General features: G+C 68.4%; 17 protein-coding genes and 2 pseudogenes. 13 read left to right on the top strand and 6 right to left on the bottom strand.

Annotation, left to right across the window (positions count from 1 at the left end):
- Window positions 1–25: 25 nt before the first annotated feature.
- Window positions 26–9154: a DNRLRE domain-containing protein gene (locus tag ACFWEG_RS05315; RefSeq protein WP_387209420.1), complete on the bottom strand. Its 9129-nt coding sequence runs from the start codon at window positions 9152–9154 to the stop codon at window positions 26–28.
- Window positions 9155–9428: 274 nt separating this feature from the next.
- Here ACFWEG_RS05315 and ACFWEG_RS05310 point away from each other — a divergent pair, with 274 nt between their 5' ends.
- From ACFWEG_RS05310 to ACFWEG_RS05265, 10 genes and pseudogenes are all read left to right on the top strand, one after another.
- Window positions 9429–9929, top strand: a complete 501-nt coding sequence (locus ACFWEG_RS05310; protein WP_387209418.1) for an MmpS family transport accessory protein — start codon at window positions 9429–9431, stop codon at window positions 9927–9929.
- A gap of 612 nt (window positions 9930–10541) precedes the next feature.
- Window positions 10542–11057, top strand: a complete 516-nt coding sequence (locus ACFWEG_RS05305) for a hypothetical protein (RefSeq protein WP_387209416.1) — start codon at window positions 10542–10544, stop codon at window positions 11055–11057.
- 13 nt (window positions 11058–11070) lie between these two features.
- A complete protein-coding gene (locus tag ACFWEG_RS05300; protein ID WP_387209414.1) occupies window positions 11071–12093 on the top strand; it encodes a hypothetical protein in 1023 nt (340 codons plus the stop codon).
- 184 nt (window positions 12094–12277) lie between these two features.
- Complete coding sequence (locus ACFWEG_RS05295) at window positions 12278–12589, top strand: hypothetical protein (RefSeq protein WP_387209412.1); 312 nt, start codon at window positions 12278–12280, stop codon at window positions 12587–12589.
- Window positions 12590–12925: 336 nt separating this feature from the next.
- Window positions 12926–13120 (top strand): annotated as a pseudogene (locus tag ACFWEG_RS05290) (RHS repeat-associated core domain-containing protein); the annotation flags it as partial.
- Between the two features lie 851 nt (window positions 13121–13971).
- Window positions 13972–14514 (top strand): hypothetical protein, encoded by a 543-nt coding sequence (locus ACFWEG_RS05285; protein WP_387209410.1) that lies wholly within the window; start codon window positions 13972–13974, stop codon window positions 14512–14514.
- Between the two features lie 292 nt (window positions 14515–14806).
- The gene (locus tag ACFWEG_RS05280; RefSeq protein ID WP_387209408.1) at window positions 14807–15181 is read left to right on the top strand and encodes a hypothetical protein; all 375 of its coding nucleotides are present in this window, start codon (window positions 14807–14809) and stop codon (window positions 15179–15181) included.
- A gap of 416 nt (window positions 15182–15597) precedes the next feature.
- Window positions 15598–17226, top strand: coding sequence for an N-acetylmuramoyl-L-alanine amidase (locus ACFWEG_RS05275; RefSeq protein ID WP_387209406.1), 1629 nt, complete (start codon window positions 15598–15600; stop codon window positions 17224–17226).
- 151 nt (window positions 17227–17377) lie between these two features.
- Window positions 17378–17716 carry a L,D-transpeptidase family protein gene (locus ACFWEG_RS05270; RefSeq protein ID WP_387209404.1) on the top strand — a complete coding sequence of 113 codons (339 nt, stop codon included), beginning with the start codon at window positions 17378–17380 and terminating at the stop codon, window positions 17714–17716.
- A 146-nt stretch (window positions 17717–17862) separates the two neighbouring features.
- On the top strand, window positions 17863–19260 hold the full coding sequence (locus ACFWEG_RS05265; protein ID WP_387209402.1) for an SMI1/KNR4 family protein: 1398 nt from the start codon (window positions 17863–17865) through the stop codon (window positions 19258–19260).
- Window positions 19261–20178: 918 nt separating this feature from the next.
- On the opposite strand, the gene ACFWEG_RS05260 is transcribed toward ACFWEG_RS05265, so the two are convergent.
- From ACFWEG_RS05260 to ACFWEG_RS05245, 4 genes are all read right to left on the bottom strand, one after another.
- Window positions 20179–20805 carry an RNA polymerase sigma factor gene (locus tag ACFWEG_RS05260; protein WP_387209400.1) on the bottom strand — a complete coding sequence of 209 codons (627 nt, stop codon included), beginning with the start codon at window positions 20803–20805 and terminating at the stop codon, window positions 20179–20181.
- A 120-nt stretch (window positions 20806–20925) separates the two neighbouring features.
- Window positions 20926–21384: a hypothetical protein gene (locus ACFWEG_RS05255; protein WP_387209398.1), complete on the bottom strand. Its 459-nt coding sequence runs from the start codon at window positions 21382–21384 to the stop codon at window positions 20926–20928.
- Between the two features lie 466 nt (window positions 21385–21850).
- The gene (locus ACFWEG_RS05250; protein WP_387209396.1) at window positions 21851–22411 is read right to left on the bottom strand and encodes a GNAT family N-acetyltransferase; all 561 of its coding nucleotides are present in this window, start codon (window positions 22409–22411) and stop codon (window positions 21851–21853) included.
- Window positions 22412–22675: 264 nt separating this feature from the next.
- Complete coding sequence (locus ACFWEG_RS05245; RefSeq protein WP_387209394.1) at window positions 22676–23848, bottom strand: site-specific integrase; 1173 nt, start codon at window positions 23846–23848, stop codon at window positions 22676–22678.
- A gap of 92 nt (window positions 23849–23940) precedes the next feature.
- On the opposite strand from ACFWEG_RS05245, the pseudogene ACFWEG_RS05240 reads away from it, so the two are divergent.
- A pseudogene (locus ACFWEG_RS05240) lies at window positions 23941–24105 on the top strand (pirin family protein); the annotation flags it as partial.
- 108 nt (window positions 24106–24213) lie between these two features.
- Here ACFWEG_RS05240 and ACFWEG_RS05235 read toward each other — a convergent pair.
- Entirely contained in the window at window positions 24214–24375 is a 162-nt protein-coding gene (locus ACFWEG_RS05235; protein WP_387209392.1) for a hypothetical protein, read from the bottom strand.
- Between the two features lie 267 nt (window positions 24376–24642).
- Between ACFWEG_RS05235 and ACFWEG_RS05230 the strand changes: the two genes are divergently transcribed.
- Window positions 24643–24849 (top strand): hypothetical protein, encoded by a 207-nt coding sequence (locus ACFWEG_RS05230; RefSeq protein ID WP_387209390.1) that lies wholly within the window; start codon window positions 24643–24645, stop codon window positions 24847–24849.
- Window positions 24850–24926: 77 nt separating this feature from the next.
- The gene (locus ACFWEG_RS05225; RefSeq protein WP_387209388.1) at window positions 24927–25793 is read left to right on the top strand and encodes an alpha/beta fold hydrolase; all 867 of its coding nucleotides are present in this window, start codon (window positions 24927–24929) and stop codon (window positions 25791–25793) included.
- Window positions 25794–25832 lie beyond the last annotated feature (39 nt).

Raw genomic sequence — 25832 nt, 5'->3', positions numbered from 1 at the left:
CTTGTGTCACGGGATCAGCACTCGGCTAGTACCGCGTGGCGAGCCAGAACATCCGGAACTTCGTCTTGTCACCCCTTCCCGGGAAGGGCTTGCCGCCCAGGTTCAGCGTCTGGTTGACGAGCGGTTCACACACGCCCTTGCAGACGTTGCGCGAGGTGCCGCCGTAGATGACCTCGTAGTCTGGGTTCTTCTTCACCCAGTTGAACACGGCTTCCTCGGCGTGCTCGTAACCCTGCTTGCCCTTGGGTGTGAAGCGGCCGGGGACAGCCTGGCCCTGGATGAACTCCTCGCCCTTCTTGAGGACGTTCTGGCCGATCTCGGAGATGTTCTTGCCGCCGGCGAGCGCCACCTTCTCGCTGATCTCGCCCGTGATCTTATTGCGCACACCGATCACGGTGACCGTCGAGTAGTCGTGGCCCTTGCCCCACTGCTTCTTGAGGTCGTCCGCGCGCTTCTGCGCGGCGATCGCCTCGTTCTCATAGCCACAGTTGTGAACGAGAACAGCGGTGTGGCTCGCGCCCACGTAGTACGTGTGGACGCCCTCGACCGACAGGTTGTAGACGCGCTCCGTGCGGTGCGCGGTGTCGATCGCGGTGATCTGGACCCAGGTACCGGCCGACGTCTGCAGCCACATACCGGACTTGAGGTCCGACGCCTCGACCCAGCGGCCGAAGTCTGGCAGCCAGTAGAGGTGAGCCGCGGTCGAGGTGATCTCGACCGGCTTGACCCTGCCGTCCTTGCCGTCCTTGTCGACGGTCAGGGTGACGAGCGCCTTCTCGCCCTTGTGGCTACGGGCGTTGGTGACATAGCGCGGCTCGGTCGCACCCGTCTCCGGGTCGGTGGCCACCACCTTGTCGCCGACCTTCAGCGTCTCGATGTCCGTGGTGCTGCCGTCCGGTAGGACCACCTGCGTACCGGGCACGAAGCTGTTGGTCTTGCAGGTCTGCGCATCGGGCTTGTCCGGCGACTTCGTCGAACCGTCCGGTGCGTCGGCCTTGCGGGCGTCGTTCGCCGTGTCCGCCGCGTCACCGGCGTTGTCCACCGCCTTGCGGGTGTCGTTGGCGGTGTCGGCCGCCTCGATGCCCTTGGCGGCGTACTTGCCGGCCTTGACCGCCGTCGCCCCGTAACCCACCAGCGGGATCGCCGAGGCGAGCGAGAGAGCGGCGTCGGCGTAGTTGCCCTCGGCCGCGTACCAGATCCCGTTGGCCACGTCCGCGACCTCGCCGACGACCGGGACCAGACCGACCACGTCGAGCGTGGCGTGTCCGATGTCGGAGAGCGAGAGCCCGAAAAGGTGCCCGTCGAGCTCGACGAAGCTGACCGGGTTGCCGCCCGCGAACGCGTACCGGTTACCCGTGAACGGGTCGGTGGCCAGCGACATGTCGGCGAGGGCACCGCTGTACGAGTCACGGGTGAGGAAGCGGTTCAGACCCGGGTCGTAGTTGCGGAAGCCCATGTCGTACGTGCCCGACGAGGAATCGAAGCGCGAGGAGTTGTAGCGGAACGCGTTGTACGAGTCCTGCTCCCCGCCGCCGCCCGCCTGCGGCTTGTCCGCACCGGTCATCTGCGCCTGGTCGGAACTGCCGTAGGCCGTGTAACCGTACGTGGCGCGGGTCTTGCCGTCCTCCCTCGTGATCGCCTCGACGTCGCCACGCGGGCTGGTGACGTACTGCGAGACCTCCCTGGCGCCGTCGTCCTTGTGCTTGATCTGCGTGGTGCGCTGACCGCCGGCCAGGTACTGGTAGTCCTTGTCGGCCTTGCCGTCCACGGTCTCGCGAAGAAGCGTGGTGTCGAGGCCGAGGTAGGTGAACGCCGTCGTCTTGCCCTTGTCACCGGTGGTGGTCTGGGAGACCGTCCGGTCGAAGGGGTCGAAGACATAGCTGGTGGTCTGCGCGGTCGCGCCGACCCCAGAGCGCACCTTCACGGTCCGGTCGAAGCCGTCGTACGTGTACTTCTCGGCGGTCTGGCCACCGGTGCTGACCGTGTCGAGTCGGCCCAGCGGGTCGTAGTTGTACGTGGACGTGGCACCGCCCTGCGACGCCGAGAGCAGCCGGTTGCGGTCGTAGCGCTGGGTGGTGGTGGTGCCGTCCACCTTCTGCTCGACGATGTTGCTGTTGCGGTCGTAGCGGTACTCCTCGGTCGCCGGGGCGTCGCCCGCCTTGCCGACCTTGGTGATGCGGTCCTGCGGGTCGTAGGTGAAGGAGTACGTGTTGTTGATGTAGGCCGAGTTGTCGTCGGCGTTCATCAGCTTCAGGACGTCCTTGGAGCGGTGCCCGTTGGGCGAGTACTCCAGGTCGTGCTGTGCGACGACCGTGCCGCCCGAGTTCTTCTCGAGCGACTGCTGCACCGACCCGTCGGGGTAGTACCGCATGTCGAGCGTGTTCCCGTTGGGCTTGGTCTGCTTCAGGAGCTGGCCGCGCCCGGTGTAGGTCAGCGAGGTGATCTGCTGATTGCCCGCGGTGGGCGAATCGGCGTTGGTCACCTTCTTGACCAGGTCGCGCTCGTCGTACTCGATCTTCGACCAGGTCAGGTCGTGCGTCGACGTGAGCGGGTTGCCGTTCGCGTCGTAGGTCAGCGCGGTGGTGTTCTTGACCGTGCCGCCCGCGACTTCCTCGACCGTGCTGATCCGGTTCAGACCGTCGTACGCGATCTTGTAGGTGTCGATCTTCGCGCCCGGTGACAGGTCACGGACCTCGGTCCTGTTGCCGTTCGCGTTGTACTTGTAGGTGAAGTCCTTCTTCTCCGCGTCCGTCTCACCGGAGTTGGAGCGGACCAGCTTCACCGAGTCGGCCAGAACCGTGCCGTTCGCCTTGTCGGTCAGCGTGACCTTCTGCGGACCGTCCTCGACGAACGCGTAGCTGCCGAGCGATATCCACTCACCCGCACGCTGGGTCTGGTCGACCGTCTTCGTCGCGCTGCCACCGTCGTGATCGACTTCGAAGGTGGCGTCGCTCGCGGCCCCGGTCATCTTCGGGTGCCGGACGAGGACCTCGTACGTGCCGTTCTGCGGGATGTTCAGCTGCCAGGACAGCGAGGCGCTTCCGTCACCCGCGGGATGCGAGTACGTGTCGTAGCCGTACTGCTGCTCGGCCTGCGTCCGCGCCCAATTACCTTGCAGCGCGGTGTTGTTGAAGTCCGAGCTGTCGACGAGGACGACCTGCTTGCCGACGGGCACACCGTCGTCGCCGCGGGCCTTCTCGTTGCCCGACAGGTAGTAGTCCCAGGTCATGGTGCGCTGCTGGGAGCCACCCGCCGAGGTGAGCGTGTTCTTCGTCTGCTGGCCGAGCTTGTTGTACTCGTAGGACGTGGAGATGTCCCACGGGTCCTTGGACGTCTCGGTCCAGCCGTTGTCGAAGTACGTGTACTCGGTGACGTTGCGGACGGTCTGCCCATCGGACGGGGGCGCGGAGACCGACTGCAGGTTGCCGACGGAGTCGTAGTTGTAGAAGACCGAATCCGGTGTGGCGTACGTCGAGTCGTCCTTGTCGAAGGCGGAGCGCTCCTCCTTCACGCGGTTGAGCTCGTCGTAGACCGTCTCGGACGTGAAGTCCGTCGCGTCGTCGGTGGTTTCGACGCCGCGCGGGGTGATCGTCTTCGTCCGGTTGCCGACCTGGTCGTACTCGTACTTGGTGGTGCGGTACGTGACGTTGCCGGAGCCGTCCTCCTTGACCGGCAGCTTCGACTCGACCAGTGCGCCGCGCTCGTCGTACGTCGCGAGCGACTCGTTGCCCTCGGCGTCGGTCTGCGCGAGCTGCAGACCGTCCTTGTCGTAGCGGACCGAGGTGGCCCACTCCAGGGCGTCGATGGTGCGCTTGGTGCGGTGGTTGAGGTCGTACTCGTACTTGGTCGTGTAGTCGTCGGGGTCCGCGCTGGCGTTCTTTCGCGGGTCGACGACCTTGACGAGGTTGCCGACGTTGTCGTACGACACCGTGGCCTTGTTGCCCTCGGCGTCCACCATCTCGACGGGCTGATCGGCCGCGTCGTAGACCGTGGTGGCCGTGAAATCGTCTTCCTCAGGCGTCAGATTGCCCTGCGGTCCGGTGACCTTGACGATGTTGCCGACCTTGTCGTACCCGGTCGTCGTCCTACGGCCGGGGTCCGTGGCCTCGTCGCCCGGGTCGACCGTCTCGATTCGCTGGTCGGCCTTGTCGTACACCGTGCTGGAGACGGCGCCGTTGGGGCCGGTCACCTTGGTGATGTTGTCGTTGGCGTCGTAGACCGGTGCGGGCGTGACGAGAAAGTCGTTCTCCGCCTGCCGTACGGGCTCCTTCTTCTCCAGGGGCCGGCCGAATGCGTCGTAGGTCTGGGTGACCTTGGCGCCCTTGGCGTTCACGACCTCGGTGACATTGCCCCGGTCGTCGTAGGCGAAGCGCGAGTCCTTGCCCGCCGCGTCCGTGATCGTCTTGGGGAAGCCGACCGGCAGGAACTCGCTGTAGCGCGTGGCGTGCCCGTTGGCGTCCGTCTCCTTGACGACCTGCCCGTACGCGTCGTACTCGGTGCGCGCGGTGTAGTCGCCCTCGGTGGCGGAAGCGACGCCCTTGGGGTCGGTGACGGAGGTCAGGTTGCCCTTGGTGTCATAGCCGAACCGGTAGGTGCGCCCCTCCGGGGACTTCTTCTCGAAGATCTCCGCGATGTGACCGTCGAGCCCGTAGGAGTAGGTGAAGGTCTTCGCCGCGGTGCCGTTCTTGTTGGCCTCGGCGTCCTTCTGCTCCAGCGGGTACCCGGTCTTCGGGTCGTAGGTCCAGGTGGTGACGGCGCCGTTGGCCTCCTCGATGCGCGTCACGTTGTTGTCGGTGTCCCAGGCCATCTTGGTGGTCTCGGACTTGGCGTTGGACATGGACGTGGCACGGCCGTAGCCGTCGATCACGTACTGGGTCGCGCGGTTCTCCGCGTCGGTCACCTTGGCGTTGATGACCGAACCCGCCGTGCCGTCCGGATCCGTGTACACATAGCCGGTCTTGCCGCCGAGGCGGTCGGTGAGCGTCTGCGTGTTCCAGTGGAACTTCGGGTCGTCACCCTCGCTCGGGTAGTAGTAGTCGAGCGAGGTGCTGTTGCCGCGCGGGTCGGTGACCTTGACCAGCTTGGCGTTCTTGTTGCCCTGCTCCATGTCGTACGTGAAGCCGAACACCTTCGGCTGGGACGAGCCCGCGCCGTCGGTGAGCTTGGTGAGCAGGCCCTTGTCGGAGTACTCGAAGGCGACCTTGCGGCCCGAGATGTCGGTCATCGACTTGACGTGGTCGATGATCTTCGGGCTGTTGGTGTCGGCCTTCGTGTAGTACTCCACGGACAGCGACTGGCGCTGTGCCGGGTCCTCGATGTACGTGAGGAACTTGACCGGCTTGTTGTTGGACTTGCGCTCGGCGTACGTATACGTCTGCGTGTTGCCGTTCTTGTCGACGATTGACGTCAGATAGCCGTCGCAGTCGAAGAAGAACTGGGTACGGTCGGGCCTGGTCAGCGACCAGGCACGCGGGTCGCCGTCCGAGCTCGGCTTGCAGTCCACGCCCGCGCCCTGCCGCAGCAGGTAGTGCACGCCCGCGGGCGCACGCCAACTGCCGTCGTCCTGCTTGCGGAAGACGTGCGCGGTGCCGTCACCGTCGGGGAGGGTGACCTCCGTCGGGTTCGGGTTCGGGTGGAAGTCCAGCGCGGCGCCGAGCCTGAGCGGCATCGCGAGCTGCGCCGACCAGCCGTGCCCGAGCACCGTGTCGGAGGTGTCCTGGGAGTTGTACGCGAACCGGGCGAAGGTGCCGATGCCGCGGCCGGGGTTGTTGAACGCGTTGTACTGCCAGACCGTGTTGCCCGCGTACAGGTTCGTCATCAGCGACGACCCCGCGCCGGTGTTCTTGCCCGCGTACGAGTAGAACTTCTCCAGACCGAGCTGGTTGGAGGTCGGGTCCTCGGTGCGCACGTTCTGGGCGAGCGGCGCGATGGGCTCCGTGGCCGACAGCCAGGTTTTGTCCGCGGTGTTCTTCAGGTCCCATTTCAGGACGTACTCGAGGCGCTTGTTGCCCGAGTCCGCGTTGATGGGCGCCTTCAGCTTCGCTGGGACGGTGATGGACTCGCCGGGCAGCACCTCGTGGGCGAGCTGCGTCGCCACCTGATTGCCGCCGGTGGTGGCGTCCGTGCCGTCGGGCAGCGACCAGGTGTACGAGAGGGAGCGGGCCCCTGCCGGCCAGGTCGCGGTCGTGGTGTTGGTCAGTGTGACGTCGACCGTGTACTCGTCACCGGGGATCATCCGCGCCGGGGTGTACGGCGCGAAGTAGGTCGTCTCCGTCGACTTCGACAGATACGTGACCACCAGCTGCGGACGCAGCTCGGACTCCTCCGCCTCCGAGGACAGGAACATGGTGCGTTCCTGCGGCCCGGCGGTCGTCTCGTCCTTGAGGCGTACGGCGACTCCGTGGTTGCTCGTCGGGTCCGAGATCCACTTCTGGGCCAGGGAGGTCAGCGACCAGCTCTGGCGCGCCGGGTCGTTGGTGACGGTGCCCACCGTGTCCGAGACGGAGGCGTCCATGTCACCGCCCGCCGCGCTCCAGTTGGTGGTGGCATTCGCCTTGGTCCAGCTGGCGGCGGACTCGTCGAAGTCGCGGGTCAGACCGCGCGCCTCATAGACGGCCCCGTTGGAGTCCGTCGTGGTGGTGAAGCCCCACATGTCGAGTTGGGCGTCCAGGACGCGCGCGTTGGCGGGGATGTTCTCGGTGCCCGGGAAGTCGAGCAGGGCCCGAGTGGTGCCATATGTACCGGAGTTGTTGCCGACCGAGAGCCACGGGCGCGTGATACCTGCGTCGGAGAGAGTGTCGTGGCCGGCGGCCGGCTGCGCGGAGGACAGCGTGGTGTCGGTCTGTCCGCTCTGCAGTACGACGGTGGTACGGCCGGCCTTGGGAAGCCGTACCAGCTGGGTCGTGGACGGCAGCACACGGCCGTCCTTCAGCTTGACCGCGACCATGTAGTAGTAGGCGTTGCCGAACGGGTCGGCGGAGTCCGCCGGTGTCGGCGTGGCCGTGGTGTCCGTGTACGTCTTGACGTCCTTGGCCACCGGCGAGACCAGTGTGTTCCAGGACGGCGTGAAGTGCTGGAAGACGCTGCGGTGCACCTGGTACTCGACGATGTCGTCACCGGTACTGGCGGCCGACGGGTCGGTATACGCGGGCCAGTTGAGCTCCGCGCCCGTCGAGTGCACGGTGCTCGGCGGCTTCACGTCCACACCCTGCGTGCCATACGTCAGCACGAGCTTGGGGTAGTTGGCGATCTCACCCTTGTACGCGTACTCGGCGGCCTCGTAGCGCGGACCGCCCTTGGGCGCCGAGGCGGACTCGTCGCCCGCCTTCACCACGAAGCCGTTGTTGGCGTACGTGCCGTCCAGCCACTGCTGCACGGTCTTGGTGACCGGGAAGCTGTGCCAGGTGTTGAGCTCGTCGGCCCGCTTGGTGACGACACCGCCCTTGGTGAAGCGGACGGCGTCCGCGAGGACGGTGGTCGAGGTGGACGCAGGACCGTCGCCGAGGATGACCTTGCCGGCCGTGCCCGCCTTGAACGGGTGCGAGCCGAGCGTCTTCCACTCGCCTTGGGTGCCCGCCTGCTGGTTGACGGTGTACGCCTTGGAGCCGCCGTTGTAGTTCACGGTGTACGGGACGTTGGTGGCGCGGTCCGAGGCCGGGACGTAGTGCACGTCGACCTGGTAATTGCCGTCCTCAGGCAGGTTCGGCTGCCAGGAGTAGGTGTCGCCGGCGGTGGCGTCCTTGTTGTAGCGGTAGTCCAGACCGGTCGCGTACTGGGTGTACGCGGTGTTGGTCGAGGCGGGCCAGGCGCCCTGTGCGGCTGTGGTGCCCGCGTCGCCGTCGTCGACGAGGACCGAGGTCCCAGACAGCTCGCCTGTCAGGCCCTGGGCCTTGTTCCAGGTCGCGTCACTCTCGGTCCAGGGTCCGGTGGCGCGGTGCGCCTCCAGGGCCACTTCCTCGGAGCCTGTGGTGTGCGTCTGGTCGTAGTAGAGCTTCAGCTCGGCGTTGTCGAGCTTGGTCCCGGCGGGGATGCCGGACAGACCGAAGCGGAGCAGCGCGCGGCTGGAACCTGTCGAGGTGTTACCGACGGAAAGCCGCCAGCTGCCGTCGTGATTGTCCGCCGGTGCGTCCGAGGAGATCATGACGTCCTCGGATTGCGACGGGGTCGGCGCGATGGTGATGGTCGGGTCGACCGTCACCGGGTACTGGCGCGCGTCCGCCGTCAGCCACTTGGCGTCCGGCTTCAGACTCAGCGCGTACGAGCCGTCCTCGCCGGTCAGCTTCTGCTTTACGGCGTGGGAGGACTTGGTCCCGTACGGGGAGGAGTCATCCTTCGTGGAGTCGGTCATGAACGGCGCAGGGATGACCAGTTCGGGCCGCTTCGGCCCGGCGCCCTCGCTGTAGAGCGCGATGCTGCCGTTGTTCTGCGCCTTGGCCTCGAGGCCGTGGGTGTCGAGCGTGAACTCGTAGACGGGAGCGGTCGCAGGGCGCTCCCGCAGGACGATGCCCTCCTTCACGCTGCCGTTTCCGACGGTGTACGTGAGGTCGGCGCCCGCGCCGAAGGCGTTCTTGTACGTGACGGTGTTGCCGTCGGTGACCGGGGTCAGCTTCTTCGCGTCGGTGCTCTTGAGTCCGAGGGAGACCCAGTGCCCCTCGTCGAGCTCGAAGCGCACCAGCTCGCTGGGACGCGAACCGAAGTACGTACGGGCGAGGTTGGTGGTGTTGGCCACCTCGAAGCCCTTGCGGTCGGTATCGGTGACCGCGGTACCGATGGCCTTCCAGGTGCGCTCATCGCCCTGGCCAGTGGGGTACGCGTCGGGCACCGAAGAGACCTCGGACTGGACGCGCCCGTCGGCCAGCTGCCAGTAGCGGGCGTGCGGGGTGCGGCGCTCCTTGAGCTCCTTGACCCGCTTGGGCTTGGCGGCCGCCCTGGATTTGGGGAGGCGCTCGTTGGCGGCCACATCGGATTCGGGGAGGCTCGGCGGATCGGCCGGCTCCGGCTCGTCGTCGCCCATCTCGAGGGAGTTCTTGAGCCCGGCAGTGAGCCGCTGCGTGTCCGCAGGGGACGCGAACGCGGGTGTCGTGGGCACCAGGGCGGAAGCCACCGCCAGCACCACTGCTGTGGCCAGGAGCCGTCTGGCTCTCGGTCTGTACATCGGTTTCCCTTCACGAAGGAGCCAAGGCCCGACTGTCGGTCGACAGTTGGCGGCGGGACCTTCTACCTCGTGGAGAGATGCACATGTCAAGCGATCGGCGATAAGGCGCGCCAGCTTCCAAACACACTGGAAACAGCGCGAGTTGGGGTTGAAATCCAGCCAGTGCCATCGAATGCCCCATTTGAGCGGCATCTTGACATGCATCGGCCCAGCCCTCTTGGATCTGGGCTCGTCGCACAGGCACCGAGCCGTGCCGCCTGGGTGGAGAGACGCCATGACTAGTGGAACCGAGGAGCGGGTGGAGTCACCGGACGAGGTGAGCGAGCCCGTTGCGGAGGGCCCGGCTCTCACCGGCCGGCTCGCGCTGGTGGCGGCCGTGGTGGTCCTCGCGCTGTGCGCGGGATTCGCGCTGTACGGGGTGCTGCGGGACGAGGACAAGAATGCTCCGGACCGCAAAGTGCCGACCGCCGCTGTGACTTACGAGGTGACGGGCGAGGGCCAGGTCGACATCACCTACCAGGGCGCGAGCGAGCAGGGGAAGGCCGAGACCGTCACGCGCGCCGATCTGCCCTGGCGCAAGGAGGTCGAGGTCCCGCTCGGGCGGGCCCCGGTCGTCTCCGTCGTCATCGGTGCGAAGGGCGGGCACGCCAAGTGCGCCCTGGCGGTCAAGGGGCGCCATGTGCAGGGCGCGACGGCGGATGGGGCTTACGGGCGTGCCGGGTGCACCGGGGTGCTGCCAGCACCAGAGCCTGAGCCAGAGCCCAGCGCGGGCTGAGCGGGAGGCCGGCACGGGCTGGGCGTCGACCGGTTCGGGCGCCGAGGCCTCCTCCGCGTACGACCGGCTCTTCTCGCAGCCCCACGATCAGGCACTCGGCCTGTTCACGGGCCCGGCCCCGAAGCGTCGCGACACCCAGTCGGGCGGGCCGGCGCGGGCGGCCGGACCGGGACCGTGCGGCTACCTGGGACCTGCAGGGTCAGGGCGATCGACAACATGAGGTGGGACCGCCGTCATTTCTATCGTGTTCATGAACCCGCGAGGAGACGCCGCTGATGAACATCGGGATATCGAGTGCAACTGCCAGGGCGTAAGACCGTCCTCATACCAGAGAACGGAACTCCCGTCGTCGGTCTCGTACTTGGTCGGCCCGGAGAGAGCGCGACGTGCCCTCTCGCCGTGGACGGACGGCACGTTCAACACTCGACGGCTTCCGGACCCTTCGGACGTGCCACGTGCAGCGGCGAGAGGCGTCAGCACGGCGTGCAGTAGGCGGCGCACCGACGGAGGAGTGTTTAGCCGTCAACAGCCCAGCAGACCAGATCAATGATCCCGAAATTATCGCGTTGTTGCGCAGATCTTTCCCGTGCAAGTGAACCCGAATGAGATGTGATGAAGAGCATCCGCGTCAAGAAAAAAATGACAGCATTCGCAACCTCGTTCGTTACGGTGGCGACCGTGATGACGACCGCCGGTCCGGCACATGCGGCGGAGTACAAGGTCTCCGACAACTGTGACGTTCCGTGGATTAGCTGCTCGTACGGTGATCTCTGGCTCTTCTATAATTCGAAGGAAATCGCCATCCAGGACGGATACATCAGATCGGCGTTCGTGACGTTCTACGCCAACGTGTCCGACCACTGGGGTACGAGCCAGTATCAGGGATCGTCACTGTCGACCTACCGGTATGCCTTCGGTAACGGAGGCAATGGTAACGGCCAGTACATGAAAAACAATGCAGCGTCTGTGCAGAACTGCGCAGAGTTGGACAACTACCGCGTGTACTACAACTCCGGCTACGGCGGCACATCCCAGTACTTCGCGAAGCCCGGACCGTACGAGGACTGCAACCTCACCAACCTGATAACCGCCTTGAAGAACAACAACGCGTCCTCCCACTTCGCGTAGGAAAGGAACCGCCGTGAAGCGCACTCAGCACATAGCCACCGCAGCAGCCCTGGCTGCTTCTGCTTTCCTGGTCAGCGCCTGTTCCTCTGGTGCACCGTCTGACACCACGGAGAACGCGGCCGATGGCAGACCGATCGTGAACGAGGAGAACTGGCCGCAAAGGACCCCCACCAGTGGGCTGACGAAAGACCTCGTCCTTCCACTGGAGGTGTACATGGTCTCCTACGAGGACCAGGTGGTTGTCGAACAAGCCGCCAGTAGTCTCCAGCAGTCCTGCATGAAGGACTATGGCATCGACCTGACGCTGCCACGAGCGGGCGCCAACCCGCCCCCCAGTGACAACGACGCCAACATCGAACGCCGTTACGGCATCACCGACCGGGTCGAGGCCGAGAAGTACGGCTATGAGCTCCCGCCAGAGCTGCAAGAGCACACCAAGCAGAGCTGGCGTGAGTTGTCCGGTGCCGAGGTCGAGGTCCTGACCGGCCACACCAAGCCCGAACCGCGTAAGGACCCCACGAAAGTCAAGGCGGGGGAGCGGTTCGTCAGTCCCAGGCAGGGAACCAGGCCCGCTCGGGCCGAGTACAACGGGAAGAAGCTGAAGACGGGCGGCTGCGTCGGCTGGTCCAAGGAGCAACTCGGAGTGAAGGAAGCCGACTCCTACACCGTGGCGGAGCTCGCCGGTAACAGCCTCACGCAGTCGATGAAGGACGACACGGTCGTCCAGGCCGTCGCCGCGTGGTCTTCGTGCATGGACGGCAAGGGGCACAAGGGGCTTGCCGATCCCTACAAGGCGATGGATCAGGGCGTCACGAACGATGGGAAGCCGTCACAGGAGTCCATCACGCTCGCCGTCGACGACATCGACTGCAAGAAGCAGACGAACCTGGTGACGATCTGGTCTGACGTGGAGTCCGCGATTCAGGACAAGCAGATCGCCGACAACAGGAGCCGGCTTACCGCGATCAAGGAGCAGCACGGCAAGGAGATCGCGGCCGCGCGCGACCAGCTGGCGGATTCGCCCGATGCGAGCTGACGTGGTACTGCCCCGACCGCGCATCGTCCAGGCGCTGTGCCTGATGGCAGTGTGCCTGCTGACCACCGGGTGTACGGACGGCGCTGACACGGCCCCTGCCGAGCGGGCCCCTACGTCGCAGCCTCCGACCACTCCCAGTACGGAGCAAAGCAGTCCGGATGCGCGTCCGTCACCTGTGCCTTCGGTGCACTTCGAAGGACGCACCCGCGTTCTGGAGTACGGAGACCTGATCGTGCGTGCCACGCCGGAAGGCACTGGTGTGCGTACCGAGATCGAGGTGGCCAACACCTACGAGCGGAACGCGACGTACTCGGTCAAGATCAGCATTGCGGACGGTAAGGGCTGGACCGCTTACAACCGGTTCTGGCTCCAAGACGTCCCTCCTGGTGAAACTGGGCGGGACGATGCGGTGATCGGCTCGCAGGACATGGGGCCGGCCCCAGAGGTTCCGAAGATCTACATCGACGAATTCACTCCCCTCGTCGCCCGGAAGTAGCCGGGCCCTGTCCTCTCTTCGGCCGACCCGTACCGACCCGCGCCGACTCATCCCCCGGGTCGGTACGCGTCAGCGACATCCACGGATAGAGGCGCTGCTCAAGATCGGCTGCATCACCCTGCTCGGCGTACTCTTACGCGGTCGTCGGTCAGGACGCACGTTGGCCCGGCCTTCGAAAGGGGCTCTCGGTCTGCTCCGTCCACATCGAGCCGCAGAGGCCTCCACGGTCCGCCGAACGAGGGCAGGGGTGTGTCCCCGCGCGTCCCGCCCGGCCACCTTCCTCCCCTCCCGCGCAACCGGTCGTGCACCTCGCCGATCAGCCCGTACTCCCGCCACCGGCGATGGGACGCCGGCTCCGGCACCTACGACATAGGTTTCCGCGACTACGACCCGGGGCTCAACCGCTTCACCAGCCGGGACATGTACAACGGGGCCTTGGCCGACATGGGGTTGGGCAGCGACCCCTTCACGGGCAACCGCTACGCCTTCACCGGTTGCAACCCGATCAGCAACGTGGAGATCGACGGGCACTGGTTCGCTCTCGCCATCCCCGTGGTCGCCGCGGTCTTCGTCGCCGCCGTGGTGGTGACGGTCGCCATCATCGCCGTGGCGGCGGCCGTCGAGTACGTCGTCGACGAGGTCCGGGAACGGATCGACGAGCGCTCACGGGCGCAGGACGACACCGACACCCAGCCCGCACCCGATCCGCGGCGGGTCCCGCGGCCCGCGCCGGAGCCCGACGACAACGACACCCGGTCCGGTTGCGGGGACGGCTGGATCAAGTACGGCGACAGGGACGCCTCCAACGGCAACCGGGCCACGGCCGCGGAAGCCTGCCTGACGAAGGACTACCTGAAGAAGAACAAGGGCACTGCGGTGGGCTCGAATCCGCCCGGTTACGGCTGGGCGCAGGGCTTCGCCAAGGGCAAGGGCCTGGACGAGCAGAAGAACATCAACGCCTGCCACCTCATCGGCAACAAGCTCGCGGGTAAGGGTGTCCTGGCGAACCTCTCCCCGTGTGCCCGTGGTGCCAACGCCAAGCAGATCGGCTTCACCCAGGGCGAGGAGCACATGAGGAAGCACAAAAGCATGGTCCACACGGCCGTGATACAGCCGGCCAGGACGGCACGTACACCGTGTCGCCCCGCTACGACGGCAGCAGAACGGTTCCGACGGGATACGACATGTCGTCGTACGGGGTGAATCCCGACGGTTCGATCGGGATCAACTTCCAGGTGTACATACCGAACCAACTGAGTACGGGAGACAACCTGGGCACTCAGACGGACGGCGGGGCGGCCATACCCACGGGAAGCACCCCATGGCGCCGGCCGACGCGACGCGGACCGCCGAAAATCGAACGGGCACGGAATGAGGTACCGATGAGTGAGCTGTCCGACCTGGACGCACTGCGGCGGCTCATGCCGCCACCGACGGACGGAGGCACGACGGTCGACTGGGATGCCGTCGCCGCCTCGTGGGGCAAGCCCTTCCCGCCCGACTACCAGCACTTCATGGAGGTCTACGGCGCGGGAGCGGTGCAGAACTACCTGTCGATCGGCAGGCCCGAGCCCAAGGTGCCGCTGGGGCGCGCGCCGAGGGACGGCATGGTGATCGAGACGGCCAACGCCGAGGCCGACTGGGAGACGGAGGGCAAGACGCCTGAGCTGGAGGACACCTCTCCGGCCCTGATCGTCTGGGGAGTCGCCGCCACCGCGGACATGCTGTGCTGGGACGCGTCGGGTGACGATCCCGCCAAGTGGCCGGTCCTGGTCTACCAGCGCAACGACTCCCTGTGGAGCCGGTACGACTGCGGAATGGTGGAGTTCCTCGTCAGGAACTTCCGCGCCGACCTGCCCGAGAACCCGCTGGGCGGCACATTCCTCTGGGACGTGAGCGCAGTGACGTTCCAGCCGCGGGACTGACGCCCCCCGACGAGCACGACAGCGTCCGGCGGCCCGGTCCGACCCGATCGACGGTCGGGACCGAGCCGGGCCGCCGGGCGCGAACCTGATCGACCTCGGGAAGGCCAGGAGGCCCCGTGCCATCCAACGAAAAGCAGGAGCTCTCGGCGCCGGACCACCCGGCTCAGGACCCCGCGTCCACGGAGGAGCGAACACCGGACTCCAGGAGGACCGGCCGGTGTATCGGCCCGCGCGGCACGGCCGTCGGGCCGGGTTCCTGGCCGTGTGCGTCGGCCTCGTCCTGTAAGGGGTGTTGCCCGGCGGCCGGAAGGAGCAGCCGCAGCCCGAGCGGAAGCGGCCGACGGCCGCGGTCATCTACGAGGTCACCGGTGACGGCACCGCCGACCTGACCTATCAGGCGCGTAGCGAGTCCGGGAAGGCCGTCGTGGTCCGCCGGGTCTCGCTGCCGTGGAAGAAGACCGTGCGGGTTCCCATGGGCAAGCCGCCCATCGTCACGATCACGCTCGACACCAAGGGCGGGCGTGCCAGGTGCGCTCTCACCGTGCGCGGACGGCAGGTCCTGACCGCGACCGCCTACGGCTCCTTCGGACGCGCCGCCTGCCAAGGCGAACTACCCGCCCCCGAGAGCACCACCGACGCGCCCTCAGCAGCACAGGAAGGTATGTGAGCGCGTGACCGCCGATGCCCTCAATATCTGCCGCCTGGGGCCCGCCTGTTCCTGCGCGTCGTCCTATTTGTTCTTGCGGATGCGAGACGTCGGCACGGCGGTGTATAACCGCTGCGGTAGCCGCGGAGGGGGCGCGGCATACCGCATTGCCGCCGGGACCGGCCCTGCCCGAACGTACTCGGCAGGCACCGTGGAGGACCCGGTCGCATGCGAGGGCGCGCAGCCCGACGCATGCATATCTGTCATGAACACGTCTGAATCCGTCAGTCGACGCCGACCCGTTGGTCCGACCACATGCAGGTGCGGGCGTCGGTAGGTCGCAGCCGACTGGCTCACCGCACAGCGAGAGTGAGTACATGAGCCGGAGAAAAGCCCGCGCACGCACGTCCCCGCGCTTCAATCGAACGTTCTGGGGAGTGGCGGCCACGGTCCTGGTGGGCAGTGCGGGGATCACCGCCGTCACCGTCACAGGGGAGTCCGAGGCAGGACGTATCGAGGAGGCCCGTCCAGCCGCGGCTCACGTGTTGGCGCTGGCAGGCGACAACTCGAAGAAGCGCACACTGCCCCGGACCGAGACCCGGCCCTTCTCGATGGTCGGAGTCTCCTGGGCGGACGAGACGGAGAGCTTCGACGGAAGCGCTCAGATACGTACCCGAGCGGCCGACGGCGGAAGCTGGAGCGATTGGCGGGACCTCGACTTCGAGGTCCGCCCCCCGGATTCCGCAGAGGGCGGTGCGGCGGGAGTGCGCGGTGCATCGGAGCCCTTGTGGGTGGGCGCTTCCGACGCGATCGAGGCACGGGTCGTAGCGGACGGGAAGCAGACCGCTGTTCCGGGCGCGCTGCGCCTCGACATGATCGACCCGGGCGAGGACGTCAAGGGCAAGGGGAACGGCAAGGCCACATCGAAGCCGAGGAGGCCCCGTGCCTCGGCGGTGGAGACTGACACCCCGGTGGAAGGGAGCCCCTCGGTGTCGGCTACGACGAGAAAGCCGGAAGCGACTCGGGAGTCCTCCGGAGACGCGTCGGACCAGTCATCCCCGATTGCCTCTGCGCTGCCATCCACAGCACCGTCGTCCGAAGCCTCGGACGAACCCGGACCCGACCCTGAGCCGACTGGTTCGTCTGCCGACGAAAGCCCGACCGCCACCCCGACCACGGATGCCACGAGCACGCCGCCCGGCGACGCTGCCTCTCCGGATCCCACGGACGGTGCGACGTCCAGTGCGCCTCCAGCCGGCGACCCCACGACGCCGCCCGCAGCGACGGCGTCAGGCGAACCCACAACTTCCTCAGGCGAACCCGAGCCCACCGGCACGGCACCCGACGGACAGCCGACTGGGACACCGACCGCCGAGCCGGCCGCGACTTCCGCGGTCTCACCGACCCAGACTCCGGAACCGAGTGAGCCGACGGAGTCGACGGACCCAACGGTTCCTTCCGCTCCCGACATCGTCGACCGATCCGCCTGGGGCGCCGACGAGTCACTCGTCGCGGATCCGCCGGCGTACCTGAGCGAGCTCGACGCGGTCTTCGTCCACCACACCGCCGGGACGAACGCCTACGACTGCGCCGACTCGCCCTCGATCATCCGGGCGATCCTCACCTACCACGTGAAGACGAACGGCTGGAACGACACCGGCTACAACTTCTTCGTCGACAAGTGCGGCACGGTCTTCGAGGGCCGTGCGGGCGGCGTGGACCGTCCCGTGCTCGGCGCCCACACCTACGGCTTCAACAGCTACTCCGCCGGCATCTCCGTCCTCGGAGACTACGAGAACGGCGGCAAGCCGAGCGCCGCGGCCGAACAAGCCGTCGCCGACGTCGCGGCCTGGAAACTCGGCCTGCACGGCGTCAGCCCGCAGGCCAAGGTGACCCTGACCGCAGCCGCGGACACCGGCGTCTGGAAGAAGGGCCAGGCAGCCACGCTCCACACGATCTCCGGCCACCGGGACGGCTACGCCACCCTGTGCCCGGGCGCGAGCCTGTACGCAGCGCTCCCTGGCATCCGCACGACCGCCGGGATCTCTCCGTACGCCAAACGCTGATTCACTGTCGACGATTGCAGGGCTCGATCCGTAATCGGAAAGGGCCCTGCGATCGCGCGGGGAGTCGACCGCGCGAGGCAGCCGGCGAAGGCCAAGACTTCGGCTGCGTGCAAGCCGCGAAGGGTTCGGCGTGGAGTACGGAGGCACGAAGATGCCGTACACGCGGATCAACTCGTCCCACTGGTGGGTGCAGGATCCGGAATCGGCCCACTACAACTCCCTGCGCACGGAGGCCGATGCCGACTTCCCGCTCGTCGAGAGCGGCGATCGGGGCAGCGAGCATCTGATCAACTACCCGACTCAGTACGCGAAGGCCCTCGTCATCAACTTCAACCGGTGGCCGGCGACGCCCGGACGAGGGGCGGGTATCTTCCTCCACGTCAACGGCAACGGGGCGACGGCGGGGTGCGTCTCCGTGCCGCGCGCGTCGATGGACCGCATCATGGCCTGGATCGAGCCCGGCGCTCATCCTCGCATCGCCATCGGCTGACATCGGCTGCAGCAGGAGGTAACCGCGGTCACGGCCGCTCAGCGCTTCGCGCGTCGGCAGGATGTCTTGCTGCGCGCGATGACAGCCCGGTCGGCCGCACCACGCCGCGGGCCGGACGATGCAGCACCTGTACAGGGGAGGAAGACTTGCTCGGGATACACGACGTCGCTGTGTGGGAGCCGCTGCTGCGGCTGTTGGTCCGGGACAACGCCGAGCGGCTCGCCGCACCCGGCGGATACGTGGTGGGCCATATCGGCCAGGGGAGTTGGAGCGTCCCCGCGGCCAGGCCGGCGTTCCAGCTCGGACGGGCCGCTCTGGTCAGTGACATCCAGTCGGAATGGGACGCCGTCGGCCGGATTCGCGACGTTCTGACGGAGGCGGGGGTGGATGACGTCTCGTTCATGCTGGAGACGCCCACCCCTGGCAAGGCCCGGCTCCACTTCTTCGACCGGGGTCCTGCCGTCGACTCCGGCGTCGGAACGCACCTGGGCGCGATCCTCCTCGTGGAGGGAGCCGTGCCGGAGCCCTGGCGCCGCCTGCCCGACCCCTCTCCGGACGCCGTGCCCGCCCCCACGGCGGACGCGGTGCTGCTGGAGCGGACCCTGCGCGAGCGGCTGCCGGACGCGATCGGCGCCACCGAAGAGGAGCTCGCCGCCGTGGAGACCCGTCTCGGGGTCACGCTGCCCGAGGAGTTGCGCGCGCTCTACCGGGTCACCCGAGCACGTTGGGAGGACCTCGGCGAGGACTGGAGCGCGGCAGAGCACATGGCCAAGGCGGTCGGCTGCGAACTCCTGTCGCCGGAGGAGGTGTACCTCGCCGATGCCGCCTCCCGTCCGGCCCCTTGGCAGTTCGCGGCCATGGACGCCGTCGAGACCCCGCCCCACGCGGCCGTGCAGGGCCTCGTGGGCTCGCCGGGGTGGATCGTCTTCGGGGACAACGGAGGTGGGGACCGGATCGCCGTCGACCTCACCCCGGGACCGCGCGGCCACCTCGGCCAGATCGTCATGCTGAGCCACGAGGAGAACTGCGGGGCGTCCCTGCTGTTCGACTCCCTCACCGACATGGTCCTCGACCGGCGACCCGAGGCCGAGCACGGAGCAGACGAGCACGGAGCAGACCGCGAAGAACGGCCTCCGGCGGTCGCGTGGGTGAACAGGAGCGGCGTACCGAGCGTGGCCGCCGCCGCTCACCCTGGGCTCGAGGCGATCAGCATCGGCGTCTGGGAGGGCGAACCGCTCAGCCTCGGTCTCCTCGTCGGGCTGCCTCGTCTGCGGACCCTCAGCGCCTACCCGCGCACCCTCGCCGACCCCTTGGAGATCGCGGCCCTCGGCGGGCTGGAGTTCCTGGAACTCGCACCGGAGGACTGGCGCGTCCTCCTCGACGCCGGCGCCGTGCCGCGCGGGCTCTCCGCCGCGGCGATCGTGGTGCACGGCGAGCGGCACCCCCTGCCGGTCGTCGAACTGGCCAACGAGCTCCTCGCGCTGTGGGACCGGCCGCAGATCACGCGGACGGTCGTCGAGGTCGATCTCGGTTCCGCCGAGTAGCCCGTCACGTCGGGTCCCACGCCCACATGAAAGGGGGCGGGAGAGGACCGGAGGCGAGAAGGCCCCGAGGGAAGTAGTTCGCTCCCGCCTCGGGGCCTCTCCCAGTTCCCGCGGTGCGCTTGTCACCCCTCGCTCAGGAAGACCTGCCCTTGCGCTGAGTGTGCTCTCCGCTCCGGCCCTTCGAGGGCGAGGGAACCCGCGGCTCCCTGATCGGATGTGAGGAAGCCGTCTCGGTCGGCTTCCCCTCGTTACCATTGTCCGCCGATCCGTCTGCGGGGACAGCGGCGCAGTAGGACGCGACGGCGCTCTCACCACCCGCCCTGTCCGCCAGCCGTTCGAAGGCCGTCCCGCGATCCGCTCCGCCCCCCTGGCTCCATGCGTGACACAGCGCTGCCGCTTCGGCCTGCGGCCCCTTCCGCTTCGTCGCGGAGGAGCCGGAAGCCGGCTCTGTCGGAACCGCACCTGACGGCTCGTCGACAGCACTCCTCGAGGGATCCGCAGCGGTGCCCGACGGCCCGCCGGCGGTGTCTCCGGTCCTCCGCTCCGGCGTGGTGCCGTTGTCCGACGGGGCCGCCGGCGTCCGGTCGGGGGCGCGGCGAGGCTCCTCGACTGAGCCGAGCACCCCGGTCCCGGCGGCCAACGCCACTCCTCCGAGCGTCACGCTGGCGAGAGCCGCGCCGAGCACCGCCCGGAGGGGGATGCGCGCCCCGGAACGGATGCCGGCGGGCCGCCAGTCGTCCTGCCGACGCGTGCGCTGCCAATATGCGCTGGGAGCGGAGTCGCGGGCCTCGCGGAACGCCGCGAGCGCCCGTTGCGCCCCGTCGGGGTCGGGTCCGGCGGCGCTGCGCAGCGCTGCCGCGAAGTTCTCGATTTCCGGCGTGACGACCATGGCGTCCGTCGCCCGTGCCTTGCGTCGTCTCATCCCTCGTCCTTCACAGAGCCGGAACCCACGCATGCCGCGCTCGTCACCCGGCCCGCGGTGGTCAACTGCGCGGCCAACCGTCTCAGCCCCCGGTGAGCGGCCGTTCGGACGGCGCCCGGCCGCTTCCGCAGCACACGCGCGGCAGCAGGTCCGTCCAGTCCGACCACCACGCGCAACAGCACCGCCTCGGCCTGGTCCGGTGGCAGGCCGGCGATCTGGGACAACGCCCATCGCGTCGATGCGGCCTCCATCGCCTCCTCCACCGTGTCCGCCGTTCCGGGCAGGTCGAGGACGTCCTGCTCCAGCAGCGCCGTCAGCGGTCTCCTCTTCTGCTTGCGCAGGTGGTCCAGAGCACGATGGCGCGCGATGGTCGCGGTCCAGCCGCGGAACCCCGCCCCGTCGCCCCTGAACCTGTGCAGATCACGTGCGATCTCGAGCCAGGCGTCCGAGGCGACGTCCTCCGCGTCGGCCCCGACCAGTCCGCGCAGGTATCCAAGGAGCCCTGGCTGGACGAGCCGGTAAGCCGTCTCGAATTCGTGCTCGTCACCATCCTGAGCACGCGACACCGCCCTTCCCAACTCACGGTCGCGCCCACGAACCTGCTCGTCCCCGCCCCTGACCACACGTGCCTCTTCGATCGTCCACTCCGAACTCCCCTCCCCTCAGCGTCCTGACGCGCAGAAACGTCACAGCAAGCGGAACGTGTCCCTCACCACAGAGAGGTGCCGTACTGCGCTCGATCCTCACGCAATGGCTTCAGGTCTGCGACCGCGTTGTGCCGCGACCCGACCGTGCATCAGGAAGTACATCTGCTGCACGGACTCCTCCGGCCCGGATTCGAAGCGCTTGGCAACCTTCCCGATCGGGTTCCACACTCGCCCGTCGGGCATCCGAATCCCCACGACTTGCCCGAACAGAAGTCGCTGTGCTGGATCGAAGTCCATCCACTGGGCGCCGGCCCGCCGAACAAAGACCTCGCCTGCGTACGCCCCCAGCCAGAACAGTTCGCGGGCAACCGCCTGCTGCTCCGCATCAGCGGAACGGAGACCGTCGACGATGCGGTCCACCACGCGCAGACTCGCGACCGAGTAGTCCAGCGGTAACCGGTTGCGCGCCGTGACCCGACGTATGAACTCGGCGACTCCGGCTCGCATCTCCTCCGCGGACAGCAGACGCCTGCCCTTGACGTTCGGCTCCACCACAACCCCCACCACAGGCTCGACCGGGTGGACGGTGCACCCGGCGGGAGACATCGGCCGTCTCCACTCCTCACCAAGCGCACACGCCACGAAAAACATCACTCCGGCCGTTCCGACCGATCGGTTCGTTGCGGAGACAGCGAGGTCCGGGGGTCGGAAGCGGCGTTGGGATCGCTCGTGGTCGGCGGCGCCGGTGCGGTAGTCCCGGGCGGGCGTTGCCGGAGCCCGGGGCCGAAGGGCCGCTGCCGGAAGGCGCCACCTCGGGCCCGCCTCTCGGCGGGCGGGGCAGACCCGTCGGTGAGGGACAGCCCGGTGACCAGGAGCGCGGTGCCGAGCACGGCAGCACCGGCGAGGAAACGGGGCCCGCGGGCGCCTTCACGGGACGTACGGCCGGTTCGGCGTCCAGGGACTGCCGGGGATGGGTGCGATCGTCAGCCCGCGGCAGTGCGGACGATTTCCTGACGACGCATCAGAGCGTCGCGGCCAACTGCTGCCACTCATCCTCGATGATCGCGTGCACGACTGAATCCCGCCATCGCCCGGCCCTCAGGATGTGGCTACGGATCGTTCCCTCCTTCGTCATACCGGCCGCTGACATGGTCCTGTTTGATGCGTCGTTGAGCGGAGACCGTGCGCCCCAGATGCGGTGCAAGCCGAGTTCCTCGAAGCCGAATCCGAGGAGGAGGCGCACAGTCTCCAGGCCGTATCCGATGCCCCACGAGTCCGGGCGGAGAGCGAACCCAAAGGTCGCCGCGCACTGTTGGTGCGGGTCCGCTGCAAGTCGGCCGAAGCCGACGAGGTGGCCGGTGTCCTGTTCCGCGACGGCGAGGGCGTACTCGGTGCGCGGCACGGTCGTGGCGGAGGCGATGGAGCGGGCGACGATCTGGCCGACCTGGTCCCGGGTGCGGGGTTCGAACGACAAGTGCTCGGTCGCCTTGGCGTCGCCGTAGACGGCGAGCAGCGGGTCGACGTCGTCGACGGTGAGTTCGCGCAGGAGCAGGCGGGGGCCGGATCGTTGGACCGGGTACATGCGGGAAGCCTAGCGCTGGGTGCCGACGGGGAGGGCGGGTCGTCGGGGGGCGTAGACGGAGATCTCGTCGCGGAGGGTGCGGGCGGTGGCGGCCGTGCGGGCGGGGCAGGTTGCCACGCGTGGCGGAGGCGTTGGGCGGAGAGGACGATGCCGTTGTTGCGGAAGCCGGGCGGGAGGTCGAGGACGGGGCGGACGGCTTCGGCGGCGTCGAGTTCGCCGCTGTGGAGGAGGATCAGCGCGTGGTTGCACTGCGCGCCGGCGAGGTCACCGAAGGCCCAGTTGGGGTCGTCGGGGTTGCTGAAGCCGTGGACGGCGTCGGCGGCCTGCGTGATGAGGTCGGTGGTGCCGGGCCGAGGAGGGCGCCAGACTCGACGGTGTAGTACGCCTGCTTGTCGGGCGAGTAAGTGTGGAGCCCGCCGAGTTGGTCGAGGTCGTCGGGGACGACGTCCTCGCGGTTGACCGTGCGGACGGTGGCCTCGTCGCCGAGGGCCGCGGCGGCGCAGGCCTGGAGGCCGAGGAGCCAGAGGCCGGCGGTGCCGTGGACCCGGGGGGGGCGGGGTGCCGCAGCAGGCAGCCGTCCTTGTCCCCGAACTTCTCGGCGTAGCGTTCCATCGTCTCGCGCACCTTGCGCGGCAGCGGCACGTCGCGGTGGCCTCCCGGACGCCGATGCTTGAGGGGGCCGTAGGTGCCCGTGGTCTGGTTGACCTGCTCCTGGATGCGGTACACGTCGTCGGCGATGATGAGGTTGAGGTTCACGGCTACGGCCTCGGCGTTGCGCATGCCGCAGCCGCTCATCAGGTCGGCCACCAGCCGGAAGTCGGGGCCGGCGGCCTCCCGCAGTATTCGAAGCTGTTCCGGGGTCGGTATCACCACGCGCTTGGGCTGGTACTGCGGTGGCTTGATCCCCTCCAGCGGACTCACCTCGTATATGCCCAGGCGGTGGGCGTCGAGAAGGATCGACTTGAGCTTGTCGAAGGCGTTCGCCTGGGTGGCGCGGCCGCCGACTCCGGCGGCCTCCATGTCCTTGACGAAGGCGTCGACGACCTTGTGGTCGAACGTGCTCATCCGGCGGGCGGCGAAGGCAGACAGCAGGTGGTGTTCGAGGAGCGAGTCCAAGTGCCGCTGCGAGGCCGCCGACAGGTCGCGCTGACCGGCCCGCCACTCCGCCGCGTACACCTTGAAGAGCTTCTCGCCACGGATCCGGGCTCGCTCCGCCCGGGTGCGCCGGTGAGGGCTCTCGCGCTTCCTGTTGTAGATGCTGGTCAAGCGGGTGATCGCCGCGTCCTGCGTGGTGAAGCCCGATTCCTCCACCTGACGACCGTTCAGGTTGCGGTATCGGATCCGGTATTCGTGCGCGCAACGCGACCAGCGGGACTGCGGGTGCTCGCAGTCTTTGAAGAAGGTGCCCATCCCTCGGACGAGAGTCTTGGCGGCCATGAGGAGTACCTCCTGGGGTCGATGCTGGCTACTTGCTGACCCCGAAGGCTCCATCAGACCTCTGACCTGCGGTGAACCGTCGATCCGGTGATATGTTCTGGAACTTCATCGGGCGCGACCACGAGGAGATCGCCCGGGCCCGGGAGGACTGGACGACCGGATCCCGCTTCGGCACGGTCCACGGCTACGACGGCCCCCCGATCCCCGCGCCGCCCCTCCCCCCGGGCACTCTGAAGCCCCGCGGCCGCACCCACTGAGCCGCGGTCTGCAGCCGGCCGGCCCTACGGATCACCTTCGTCTGAGGGCGGGCACGGGGCGGGGGGGGCGTCCCCGGGGCAGGGAGATCCCTACGCAGCCGGGAGACGTCACGGCGCCGGGCAGGCGTCGGGGCCGCAGGTGGTGAGGGTGGCGAGGTCGCAGGAGGTCGCCTCGGGGTAGTGGGCCCCCATCACCTCCGCCGTGCGCGCGGGATCGCTGCCGAGGGGGACCCGCTGCAACGCCTGCGCGAAGCCGTCCGCGGCGAGCATGTCGCGCAGGATCAGCAGATGTTGGGCAGTCGGCGTCCTGCGCGGGCCCTTGGCCGTCGAGGCCCAACCCGGTGGTGACGGCCGACGACTTCTCGCACCCGGCGGACGAGCGACTGATCCGGCATCGCCGCCCTCTACCGCAGCGCGGAGCGCTTCCTTAGGTGAGGAGACCTCGGCGGCGGGCCCTGCTCGCCTCCGCCGTCAGCGTCCTGCACCGCGCGCCGGAACCGGGGGACCCGCGGGCCGGCGCCCCCGGCCCTCCTCGCCGTGGACGCCCTGCGCGCGCTGCCGGGCAGCCTCACGGCGACCGTGGACGGCCGCGAGGACAGGACGGGCCGCTGTTCCACCGTCGGCGGCAGGGCCGTCGCCCGCTGGATGCGCCCGGTGGCCTACCAGAACGTGCCGGCGCACCAGCTGCCGGAACCGCTGCGCGACGCCGGTCCCGTGGAAAACCGTCAAGACGAGCGGCGGTGAGCGATGACTTCCGCGGGGAGCGGCGGTCTACCCCTGCGAGCGGCCGACGACGGACGCACCCGAACGAGGAGCAGGCAATGACGGACGTGCAGACCCACACCCTTTCCGCCGGCGGCGCGACGATCACCTACGACCTGCACGGCGCGGGGCTGAGCGAGGACGTCCTGTTCCTGATCGGCTCGCCCATGGACGCCTCCGGGTTCGCCACCCTCGCCTCCCACTTCACCGACCGGACGGTGGCCACGTACGACCCGCGCTGCGTGAGCCGCAGCCCGCGGACCGACGGCGCGGAGCAGACCACGCCCGAGGAGCACGCGGACGACCTGCGGCGCGTGATCGAGGCGCTCGGGGCGCGGAACGTGGACGTGTTCGCGAGCAGCGGCGGAGCGGTCAACGCACTGGCGCTGGTGGCCGCCCACGGCGACCTGGTCCGCACGCTGGTCGCGCACGAGCCGCCGGCCGTCCCGGTCCTCCCCGACCGCGAGCAGGCGCTCGCCGCCTGCGCGGACGTGCGGGAGACCTACCTGCGGGAGGGGCAGGGTCCCGCGATGGTGAAGTTCATCCTGCTGGCGACCCGCAAGGGGCCGGTTCCCGCGGGCTGGGCCGAGGAGCCCGTGCCCTCGCCGGAGCAGTTCGGGATGCCGGCCGGCGACGACGGTTCGCGCGACGACCCGCTGCTCGGGCAGAACATGATCCCGTGCACCGGCTACCGGCCCGACTTCGACGCCCTGCGGGCCGCGTCCACCCGCATCGTCGTCGGGGTCGGCGAGGAGTCCGCGGGGGAGCTGGCCCACCGGGCCGGACTCGGGGTCGCCGCAGGCCTCGGCGCCGACGCGGTGCTCTTCCCCGGCGACCACTCGGGCTTCCTGGGCGGCGAGTTCGGCCAGCAGGGCCGCCCGGTGGAGTTCGCGAAGGCGCTGCGGGACGTCCTCGACGCGGACTGACCCGCCGCCGGGCCGCCGGGTGTCCCCGCGCAGGCGGGG

Origin of the sequence: Streptomyces sp. NPDC060194, from assembly GCF_042728285.1 — a bacterium.
Taxonomy (GTDB): Bacteria; Actinomycetota; Actinomycetes; order Streptomycetales; family Streptomycetaceae; genus Streptomyces.
The sequence above is the reverse complement of the archived record's forward strand: the minus strand, read 5'-3'. Positions and strand labels throughout refer to the sequence as shown.